The sequence below is a fragment of the Enterobacter sp. 50793107 genome (assembly GCF_001463365.1).
In the GTDB taxonomy this organism is placed as follows: Bacteria; Pseudomonadota; Gammaproteobacteria; order Enterobacterales; family Enterobacteriaceae; genus Enterobacter; species Enterobacter cloacae.
Map to the genome: position 1 here is coordinate 1 of NZ_LNII01000001.1, position 10754 is coordinate 10754.

Here is a 10754-nt window from a genome sequence, read left to right on the forward strand (position 1 = left end):
TTGTATATGTATGCTTTGGCAACAAAAGAAGGGTTGTATGAACACGTATAACATAATATCTATTTTAACGATAATGGTATTGATTCCATTTTCAATTTATTGTTTTTATGCTAATTATCGCATCAATGAAAACAAAAGAATTGCATCAGAAACAACACCATTATGGCGAAAGATATTTCTGCCTCCTAAATGATTAATATTTTAATGGTAAGTTTTTGATGTTTAGAAGCTTTCCTCTGTGAATGTTAATATATCCACCATCATTCAAATCTTTCAAAACTGTATTTAAGGAACTACGAGAAATTGAGCTTCTGGACAAAATGAACTTGAACACTGAAATTTGAGATCTTTCATTCTCTGGTAATTCCCATATGGCTTCTAAATTGTTTTTTATAATATCGTAGGCATTTTTTGATGAAAATCTCTGGTCTCTTTTAAAAAAGTTTAAAGTGATTTCGCAAGTCATTAAGAAAAAATGTTTCCACAAGTTATTACTATCAGCCAAACAATCCAATTCCACAGTTGAAATTGCTGTGAAAGTTGCATCCGTTGAAGCTCGAAAGTAATGGTAATCATCCTTTTCGAACATAAAGATTATCCCTAGAATATAAGGCGCATATACAGTGAAAATTAGAATATCGTCTGCTTTTCTATAAATGTCTACTCTACCTTCAGTGAGAAAGTATACATGTGGTTTATTATTAAGCATGAAGTTTATTCGTTGTCCATTTGACGCATAAATGCGCATAAACTTGTTAGATCCTTCAACAATCTCTAAGATATGGTTAAACATGGTGTGAAGCCTCAGCTACTATTTTCATTCTTAAAGTTTGATGTTAGGTAATCATATAACCTTTTTAGAAGATGGCAAGTTTAAATTTAAATATGTGTTTGTGTAATTATACATAATTTAATTTTTTATAGGCCAGATCATCAAAAGTTAGTGCTGAGTTCTTAAGATTTTATCAACCTATCATTGTTAATAGTCGATTCGAAGATGGCTTTATGTTATTTGAGCGTGATTTTTAGAGTTAATCATTTATATGGAAATTTATTTCTATATAGGAATGATATACGACTATTTACCTTTTATCGGTATTGCGCAAAACAACTCATTAATTCTATATGGATTGATGCTTGGCACTTAAAAAATCATCTCATTTTTAAGTTGGGCTGAGTATTAACACGGGGGCTCGATATGTTGTTTCTATTGTTATGCATAGCTTTATTGATACTAATAGTAGCTGTTTTTTATTTTATTCGGTTGAATAAAAAAAGTATGGATGTAACTCAATTTATAGATTTGCTTTATAAAGATGATGAAGAGAAATGAATATTTAAATGAGGTTGAGTAAGTGTTAAGCAAAACTCAAAAAAATTTCTTGTGGATGATTGCAGAAAAAACAATCGGCGTAGTGGGCCTTTTCTTTATAAATGCTTTAGTGGCTAAATACCTGGGGCCTGTGGTAATTGGGCAAATAGCAATTGCAACTGCGATTTTTCAAATTGTTCAGGTTGTAGGGGTGTTTGGCAGCGATAGTATATTCTATAAAAGGATAAGCACAAACTTGATTGGCGGCATACAATTAATGATGCCTGTATTTGTGTTGAGAAGTATAATATTTATCATTTTTGCAAGTATTTGCATAATGTTTTTAAATATGAGAATGGATTTAACAGGTATGACATTAGTGCTGTCAATCTGTTTGGCGTATTATTTTTATACTATTGATACTTACACAAGTTTTAACGAGTCACTACTGAACTCAAGAATTAATGCTATTGCAAACGTAGTTGGCCTTATTTTCGGCTTAGGAGCCAGGGCATTAATGGTTAGATATAAAGTGCCGATTATCTATTTTGGATTGCCTCTAATAATAATAAGTGCCATTCCTTATTTTCTAAAATTATATGTATTTAGAAAACAATATAAAAGGATGGTAACAATTAAGTATAGTGTACTAAAAAAAAGATTATTCCATCTGAGTTATGCGGGAAGCATTCTTGTTATTCCTTCAATCATTTCATCAATCTATCCAAGGTTGAATGTGCTTATAATCTCTTTTTTATATGGAAATCATGATGTCGGTATTTATTCAGTTTCTCAAAGCATTGCAACGAGTTGGAGTTTCATTTTATTATCGTTGTTGACTTCTTGTCTTCCATCTTTATTTCGAGAGAAAAATAATCAAAAAATAATTAAATTAGGTGCCAGGTTACATTTAAATATCATTTTGTTGTCGATTCCGGTAATGTTGGTGATTATATTTTTAGTAAATTTCGCAATTCTCTATCTATACGGGGAATCCTATAAGGAGTCAATAACACCCTGCATTTTGTTATGTTTCTCAACATTATTGTCTACACTTGGCATGGTTTCATCAAAAATAATAATTAAATTTTCTGGGTATAGGTTTTTATTATGGAAGACTATATTTATATTGGTTTTAAGTCTGGTGCTTTCTTATTTCTTTTCAATCAGGTTCGGATTGATTGGTGCTGCATCAGCGGTTATCATTACTGAAGTTTTTTCTCTGACAGTTATTAACTATTTGTTTATGCAGGGATTTATATTATCAGTCCACATCGAGATGTTTAAAATTATTTATGTGTATTTTCGGAGGTTATTTGGAATGAAAAAATCAGATGGAAGCTAAAAAAAGGCAGCCTCAAAACTGAGCTAAATAAAAAATGCTTCTAAGATTTATTCTTAATGGCGCGCTGTTTAATGACAAATAAAAGCGTCCTCGAAATACATGAAACAGACTCATTTCATAGGTTTCAGGACGCTTTACAGTGAGTAATGGTCAGATGAAACGAGCGTTCTCCGCCCATTTTTTTGGGAATCCCAGCGCGCATAACGCCGGCTCAATACTCATTACTTCGGCATCTGCAATGTTATGAATTATAAAGGGGTCATCCTGAAGAAAGTTATGAATATTGCTGATGTTATCCCCCTGAAAAAGAATGAAGCCGCCAGCACCATTGCTGAGCGGGCCGGCAAAAAGAATCACTCCTTCATCAAACCCCCTCAGCAGCCATTGTTTATGTGCGTCAAGATGATCGGAAATCGCATCAGGTTGTGTCAGGTAAGTCAGCGTGACGGCGTGCAACATGGTTTATTCCTTAGCGGCAGAAACGGTATTAATGGCTTGTGGTATTAAAGAGAAAGCACGGGATAGTTCTCTGAGCTTTACTTCCTCCCCTTTAGATGCGCCTTCAGCCCGGACAAACACAACATTTGAAATGCCCAGGAAGCCCAGAAACTTACGCAGAAATTGCTCCTGAAAGTCCATTTCTTCAAATGCCGTACCGGCATAAAACCCCCCCCTGGCTGAGGCTATGATGACTCTTTTTTCCCCCGCAAGACCAACAGGGCCTGTTGGGGTGTAGCTGAAGGTTTTCCCTGGCTGCGCGATTCTGTCCATCCAGGCTTTTAATTGGCTGGGAACAGAAAAGTTGTACATTGGCGCTCCGATAACAATTACGTCGCTTTCAAGAAACTCAGAGACCAGAGCATTTGATAATTCTCGCTCAGAGTCCAGACGCGTTGTAGTTGCGGGTCGTCCGGTAACAGGCCTGAATTCTGCAGCGATTTCCCCGGTGAGATGGCTGATTTCGTCTTTTACAAGATCCCGGTAAGTCAGTTGATTCCCCTGACTGGTTGCCATCAGTTGTTTCACTGTTTCAGCCGACAACTGTCGGGTTACTGAAAATTCATAATTGATACTTGAATCAAGATGGAGAATTTTCATTGCATATCGTCCTGTTGTGTAAGGGTCAGTGAATACTCTGCGCAGCATTTACAATCAGTGCTGCAACCTCTTTGGGATGAGAAATCATGGATAGATGATCTGAGTGAATTCGTGTGATATGTGCGCCTGCTTCACGGGCAAAATTTGCCTGTACTAACGGGTTCAGCGCGTTATCGTTTTCTGTGATGAGATACCAGGAGGGTTTCTCTCTCCAGGCTGCCGCGTTCACTTTTTCGTTAAAAGCGGCAGCGGCGATAGGCTGTTGCACCGCAGAAATCAGAAGGCTCTGTTTCATGCTTAGCTCATTAGCCATAACCTGATGAAACAACTGTGGCTTATCAAGCCAGATGAGGCCGTTTTTATCGGCTTCCATACCTTTCATGGGGGCATTGAAGTGCGCAAGTGCGTCAGAAACAGACTGATTGCTGTCCGGAACAAGGGCGGACAAATAGACGAGCCCCTTTACGTTAGTCGCATTACCAGCCTGGGTGATCACCGCCCCTGCCCATGAATGGCCAACGAGCAGTACGTTACCATTTTGACGCTCAAGTACACGCTCTGTTGCAGCCACATCCTCTCGTAAGGATGTCAGGGGATTCTGAACAGCAGTAACGTGGTAGCCCCGGTCCTGCAGGAGAGCGATGACGGCTGACCAGTTCGATCCGTCAGCAAAGGCACCGTGAACCAGCACGATATTTTTTACACCCGAATCCTGTGCCAGAAGCGGCGGGTTGCTCATAAATAAAAGACACAAAGCAAATACTCCTTTTCGCAGCGCGACCGACATTAAATTTTGCTTACGCATAACTATATTTCCCGTATTTCTCAGTTTCAGGCAGTGTAATCATGCTGACAGGGGGTATGAAGTGTCATTAATGACAGGTAACATGCGAAATAAGACATTCTTCGGCACTGGGGTTAAAATGCGAGTTGCGTTACTTGCGCTTCCGGGCAACATGCGTTCGGCGCTGGCAGGGCTGGCTGATATGTTTTGGCTGGCGAATCAGGTGATCAGGCTAAACCCTACAGTGAGCCCTGAACTATCCAGGGCTGATCCATTTTTTGACGTCAGGACGATTACCGCGGATGGGCAGCCCGTCAGGGACGTTCAGGGACGAATCATCGAAAGTGATGGCTCATTTAATGAACCTGACAACTTCGAGCTGATCATTGCCAGCGGTATGCAGTTGGATGAGCAAAGATTTCCGGCTGACAAAGCAGCTGTATCGAATGCGGCCGAGTGGTTGAAAGTTAAATATTCAGAGGGAAGCTGTATTGCCTCAGCATGTGCGGGCGGTTTTGTGCTGGGAGAGGCGGGTTTGCTCAACGGACGGGTCTGCACCACTACGTGGTGGTTATATCCAACTTTCGCTGAACGCTATCCACTTGCAAAACCCATATGGGGAAAAACCCTGGCAGAACAAGACAATGTGATAACCGCGGGCGGCCCGCTTTCATGGGTCGACCTGGTTATATACCTCGTACGCAATCATGCTGGTAATGAGCTGGCAAAATTGACAGCTGACATGGCCGTTGCTGACAGCCAGCCTTTGTCACAGCAAATTTATGCGCCCGCAGGTTTTCTCAACTCAAGACATCCTCTACTGACTAAAGCAGAGAGTCTGCTTCGTTATCAGAACCCTGCAATGACGGTAAAGCAACTTGCTGCAGCTCTGAATATGACGACCCGCACGCTGAACCGTAAAATGAAAACGCTCATCCAGGAAAGTCCGAAAGACTTCATTACGCGGGTTCGTATTGAAACTGCATCTGTGCTTCTTGAAAGCCCAGGAAAGACTATTTCACAGATCGCAAATATTTGCGGATATAGCGATGAAACTGCTTTCCGGCGCGCTTTTAGCGCCATGATGGGGATGTCCCCCGGAAGTTTCAGAAAGCGGCTTTTGACAACGAACCCTTCAAATTCTGGCTGCGAATGAGCGGCTATTGTTGGCTTATCAAGGGCGTGACTGAGCTGATGATTGGCTGACCATCCGTCAATATCATGTCGTCCTCTGAATATAAATGTGTGGCGCGGACAGATTCACACTCGAAAGCGAATGTTGTGAAAGTTCAGTTTTTTTTCGGATTGTCCTGATGCTACTCGCAGTCAATAAGCCTGACGGTTGACGAATGGTTGGCTTGTTTGATTTTACCTACTGTTGGTATGGAAAAGATATCCGGCATGACGTTAGCAGTCATAAATACTTTGGGAATGGACGCAACTGTTCGTATTATGTCCCTGAAAGATTTAATCAGGAGAAATTGATATGGAAGAGGTTATTTATGTTATCGATGATGATGATGCATATCGGTCGTTTGTTGTTCAGTTCTTAACAGCCGCGGGCTATCAGACATTTGACTTCAGTAATGCCGAAGAATTTTTATCCTCTCCCATCGTTGATCATCCTTCATGCTTAATCCTTGAATTAAACCTTCCGCGTATGAATGGCTTTGACGTGATGGATGCACTCAAAGCGCGTGGATGCGCTATACCGGTACTCATTCTGACGAAGAGCGGCTCAATCCCTTCCTGCGTTCGGGCAATGAAAGCAGGCGCCCGGGATTTTTTGACCAAACCGGTCGAACCTGAACAACTTTTGCGCGTGGTGAATGAGGTATTGATCGACGCGACAAACCATTTTCTGGAACAGCAACGGTTATTTGAACTGTGCAAAAATTACCAGGCGTTGACGCGACGTGAGAAACAGATTTTTGAGCTGGCAATTAATGGCTTGCAAAATAAACAAATCGCATCGGAACTGGGCATAACAGAAATTACGGTGAAGGTACATCGACGCAGGGTGATGGATAAAATGCAGGTTCGTACGTTAGCGGATCTGGTACATGCTGCCGGCACGTTGCAAATCGGTAAATCCCGATGTCCACCCCGCAGGCTTTATTGATAACGCGGCGATCGTCACCGGACAGTTTATATCACCCTGACATTCATTCAGATTATTGTCCCCCTGGGGTGTTGAATTTTGCTACTCTATGAGAGGTAACGCCTCTCAACCGGGGCGGTCTACGATAATGGAATGAATTGATTATGAGTGAAAATGATACTATCCCAAAGAAGTCTACAAGCCAGATTAACAAAGCGGTATTCTTCACATCTGCTTTGTTAATTTTCCTTCTTGTCGCCTTTGCCGCAGTATTCCCGGATCTGGCCGACAAAAAATTCAAACTCCTGCAGCAACAGATATTCACCAATGCCAGCTGGTTCTACATTCTTGCTGTCGCCCTGATTTTACTGAGTGTTACTTTCCTCGGTCTTTCGCGTTACGGTGATATCAAACTGGGGCCGGATCATGCCCAGCCTGATTTCAGCTACCATTCCTGGTTTGCGATGCTGTTTTCGGCAGGGATGGGGATCGGCCTGATGTTCTTTGGCGTTGCCGAACCGGTAATGCATTACCTTTCGCCACCCGTCGGCACCCCTGAAACCGTAGCCGCAGCGAAAGAAGCCATGCGCCTGACGTTCTTCCACTGGGGACTGCATGCATGGGCCATCTATGCCATAGTGGCGCTGATTCTGGCATTCTTCAGCTACCGTCACGGTTTGCCATTAACGCTGCGTTCCGCACTCTATCCCATCATCGGCGATCGCATCTACGGTCCTGTCGGCCATGCAGTCGATATTTTTGCGGTGATAGGGACGGTCTTTGGCGTTGCCACATCGCTGGGTTACGGTGTTTTGCAGGTTAATGCCGGTCTGAACCACCTTTTTGGGGTGCCCATCAATGAAACGGTGCAGGTCATTCTGATTGTGGTGATTACGGGGTTAGCGACGATTTCAGTGGTGTCCGGTCTGGACAAGGGAATACGTATCCTCTCTGAACTCAATCTGGGTCTGGCTGTTTTACTTCTGGCGCTTGTGCTGTGTCTTGGACCAACCGTACTTTTACTGAAATCTTTTGTCGAAAATACCGGCGGTTATCTTTCGGAATTAGTGAGTAAAACCTTTAACCTTTACGCCTACGAACCGAAATCAAGCAACTGGCTTGGTGGCTGGACGCTGTTGTACTGGGGATGGTGGCTTTCCTGGTCGCCGTTTGTCGGTATGTTCATCGCGCGCGTATCCCGTGGCAGGACAATTCGTGAGTTTGTTACGGGCGTGCTGTTTGTTCCCGCAGGTTTTACCCTCATGTGGATGACGGTGTTTGGTAACAGCGCCATTTATCTCATCATGAATCAGGGAGCAACAGACCTGGCAAATACCGTCCAGCAGGATGTCGCGCTGGCCCTGTTTAATTTCCTTGAACATTTCCCGTTTTCCTCAGTGTTGTCATTTATTGCAATGGCGATGGTCATTGTCTTCTTTGTCACCTCGGCTGACTCCGGGGCGATGGTTGTGGATACGCTGGCATCGGGTGGCGTCGCTAGCACGCCTGTATGGCAGCGAATTTTCTGGGCCTCGCTCATGGGGATTGTGGCCATTGCATTGCTGATTGCGGGTGGGCTGAGCGCGCTGCAAACCGTGACAATAGCGAGCGCATTACCGTTCTCCGTGATCTTATTGATCTCAATATACGGACTGTTAAAAGCCCTGCGTCGGGATTTGACCAAACGTGAAAGTCTGAGCATGGCGACGATTGCGCCGACTGCCGCACGTAACCCTATTCCGTGGCAGAGAAGGTTGCGCAATATTGCCTATCTGCCGAAACGTTCTCTGGTGAAACGGTTTATGGACGACGTTATCCAGCCTGCCATGACGTTGGTTCAGGAAGAACTGAACAAGCAGGGGACGTTGAGTCATATCAATGATGCGGCTGACGATCGTCTCCGGCTTGAAGTTGATTTAGGCAATGAGCTGAACTTTATTTATGAAGTGAGGCTACGTGGCTATAATTCGCCAACTTTTGCTCTTGCCGCTATGGATAATGACGAGCAACAGGCAGAGCAACACCGCTATTATCGCGCTGAAGTATATCTGAAAGAGGGCGGTCAGAACTATGATGTGATGGGCTGGAATCAGGAACAGCTTATCAATGACATACTGGACCAGTACGAAAAACATCTGCACTTCCTGCACCTGGTTCGTTAATACAAAAATGCCGTCCGATGGGACGGCATTTATTTTGCCACTGACTGTGTGAGACAGCCTTATGTTAGCCACTGTACTTATCGTTATTGTTGCGTTAATCCATCTCTATATTCTGGTGCTGGAGATGTTCCTGTGGAACACCAAAACCGGGCACAAGGCTTTCAATCTCACGCCCGATTTTGCGCGTGAAACCCGCGTACTGGCTGCGAATCAGGGGCTGTATAACGGTTTTCTGGCGGCGGGTCTGCTCTGGGGACTCTGGCTCGGAGAGCGCGGTGTCCCTGTGACCGTCTTTTTCCTGAGCTGCGTGCTACTTGCCGGAATTTTTGGCGCAGCGACTGCCAGTCGAAAAATCCTCTATGTTCAGGCTATGCCGGCTCTCGCTGCCTTACTTGCGCTGCTTATCTAATACTTTGGTCAACGTAATGCGTCCGCTATACTCGGTGCATCACCCGCTAAATGACAGACGAGAGACTGTTTATGAACAACGATATTCCGCTTAAATATTATGACATCGTCGATGAGTATTCGACGGAAACCGCTGAACCAGTCAGTGAGTCAGAGCATGACGCGCTAGCGTACTATTTCCAGCTGCTGCTGACGCGGTTAACGAACAACGAGGAAATCAGCGAGGAAGCCCAGCAGGAAATGGCCAGTGAGGCGGGGATCCGCACGGTACGCATCGATGATATTGCGAATTTCCTTAATCAGTGGGGGAACGAGTAGCCCGCAAGGGCATTCTCATCGTAAGTTTCTTCGCCAGTTCACTGCGTGTCAGTGATTTTGAGAAGTACCACCCCTGGATCAGAGCGTCAGGATACCTGTCCGCAATAAAATGATACTGGGTTTCACTTTCCACCCCTTCGAAAACGAGCGTTTTGTTGAGCCTGGCAAGCGCATCGCAAAAAATAGCAAAAATATTCTGCTTATAATGTTCATTGATACCGTCCACCAGCGACTTATCGATTTTGATTTCGTCATATTCCAGCAGAGAGAGTCGGTCCAGGTTTGAGTTTTTCACGCCGAAATCGTCTATCGATATTCTCACCCCACGTTTTTTCAGCTCCAGACAAAATCCTTCCAGAATATCCGCACTGGATACCGCTTTTTCTGAAAGTTCCACTTTTATCAAAGACAGGGGGATGTGATTAAATGCACATTCACGACGTAACGTCTGGATAAACTGCCCATCTTCAATCTCTGTTCGCCCAACGTTCAGCGAAATCATCAGCTGATGTTTAATGGCAAGCGGTGCGATCTCAGACAGCGATTTTTCAATAATATTAATATAATACTGTCGGTACAGCCCAATTTTCTTAATTAAAGGAATAAACAGTTCCGGGGAGACATCGGTGCGATGATAATCGCGCCATCTCGACAGCACTTCTACCCCGACAATGCTTTTATCCTGGATACGTATAATCGGCTGGTAGTTAACGCTGATAGAATTGTTTTTTACCGCCTTAACCAGCGTTCGCTCCAGTGAGAAGCGATCTTCGTAAATGCGCATGAAAAACAACGAGATTGCGGTCCAGATAAAACACAGAATAGTCGTCAGAAGAATAAACACCACAATGGGGAGCGAAGCCAGGCCCGCGTCGTAATGCTTCACCGTAACGCATATGTCCCATCGCGTGCTGCACTGCGTCAGGGTCAGGGTAAAAAACGCTGAATCTGGCCAGTGGTGTTTTATGACATCTGGCTTAACCGAGAAAAATGTTCGGTCGAAATCTTTCGTCGTGGTACTCAGCGCATAGTTTGCCGTAACCGGCGTGAATTTATCGTAGGCATAACGCGAGGTGAAAATAATCACATTATTATAGATTGCCGCGTTGCCAGTGAAAAAATCCTTTCTCGAAAACTGCGCTAACAGAAAGCCTCTTGGTGTTTTATGGAGTTCTGTCGGTAGAGGGACTGGAGTGGCGAGCTTACCCCAAAAGGCAGTACAGACG

The 10754-nt window shown here is 43.9% G+C and carries 11 protein-coding genes; 6 read left to right on the top strand and 5 right to left on the bottom strand.

The window, feature by feature from the left end; translation table 11 throughout:
* Positions 1-193 precede the first annotated feature (193 nt).
* On the bottom strand, positions 194-793 hold the full coding sequence (locus APU11_RS00005) for a helix-turn-helix domain-containing protein (protein WP_060578297.1): 600 nt from the start codon (positions 791-793) through the stop codon (positions 194-196).
* Positions 794-1355: 562 nt separating this feature from the next.
* Between APU11_RS00005 and APU11_RS00010 the strand changes: the two genes are divergently transcribed.
* Positions 1356-2657, top strand: a complete 1302-nt coding sequence (locus tag APU11_RS00010; RefSeq protein ID WP_239691321.1) for an oligosaccharide flippase family protein — start codon at positions 1356-1358, stop codon at positions 2655-2657.
* Between the two features lie 150 nt (positions 2658-2807).
* On the opposite strand, the gene APU11_RS00015 is transcribed toward APU11_RS00010, so the two are convergent.
* Genes APU11_RS00015 through APU11_RS00025 form a run of 3 tightly spaced genes read right to left on the bottom strand, consistent with a single transcriptional unit; the run spans position 2808 to position 4560 of the window.
* Positions 2808-3116, bottom strand: a complete 309-nt coding sequence (locus tag APU11_RS00015) for a hypothetical protein (protein ID WP_029881982.1) — start codon at positions 3114-3116, stop codon at positions 2808-2810.
* 3 nt (positions 3117-3119) lie between these two features.
* A complete protein-coding gene (locus tag APU11_RS00020) occupies positions 3120-3755 on the bottom strand; it encodes an NAD(P)H-dependent oxidoreductase (protein ID WP_038979849.1) in 636 nt (211 codons plus the stop codon).
* A 25-nt stretch (positions 3756-3780) separates the two neighbouring features.
* Entirely contained in the window at positions 3781-4560 is a 780-nt protein-coding gene (locus APU11_RS00025; protein ID WP_058651469.1) for an alpha/beta hydrolase, read from the bottom strand.
* A gap of 70 nt (positions 4561-4630) precedes the next feature.
* On the opposite strand from APU11_RS00025, the gene APU11_RS00030 reads away from it, so the two are divergent.
* The 5 genes from APU11_RS00030 (at position 4631) to APU11_RS00050 (ending at position 9528) form a co-directional block, all read left to right on the top strand.
* The gene (locus tag APU11_RS00030) at positions 4631-5695 is read left to right on the top strand and encodes a helix-turn-helix domain-containing protein (protein ID WP_032618368.1); all 1065 of its coding nucleotides are present in this window, start codon (positions 4631-4633) and stop codon (positions 5693-5695) included.
* Positions 5696-6025: 330 nt separating this feature from the next.
* Positions 6026-6661 carry a response regulator gene (locus tag APU11_RS00035; protein ID WP_029881986.1) on the top strand — a complete coding sequence of 212 codons (636 nt, stop codon included), beginning with the start codon at positions 6026-6028 and terminating at the stop codon, positions 6659-6661.
* Between the two features lie 143 nt (positions 6662-6804).
* Positions 6805-8802, top strand: a complete 1998-nt coding sequence (gene betT / locus APU11_RS00040) for a choline BCCT transporter BetT (RefSeq protein WP_058651470.1) — start codon at positions 6805-6807, stop codon at positions 8800-8802.
* Positions 8803-8863: 61 nt separating this feature from the next.
* Positions 8864-9211, top strand: coding sequence for a DUF1304 domain-containing protein (locus APU11_RS00045; RefSeq protein ID WP_029881988.1), 348 nt, complete (start codon positions 8864-8866; stop codon positions 9209-9211).
* Between the two features lie 71 nt (positions 9212-9282).
* The gene (locus tag APU11_RS00050; protein ID WP_013097073.1) at positions 9283-9528 is read left to right on the top strand and encodes a YmjA family protein; all 246 of its coding nucleotides are present in this window, start codon (positions 9283-9285) and stop codon (positions 9526-9528) included.
* Here the strand turns inward: APU11_RS00050 and APU11_RS00055 are convergent.
* Positions 9506-10754, bottom strand: a 1249-nt coding sequence (locus APU11_RS00055) for an EAL domain-containing protein (protein ID WP_060578299.1), incomplete at its 5' end; no start/stop codon positions are given. The two genes, APU11_RS00050 and APU11_RS00055, sit on opposite strands and share 23 nt — an antisense overlap.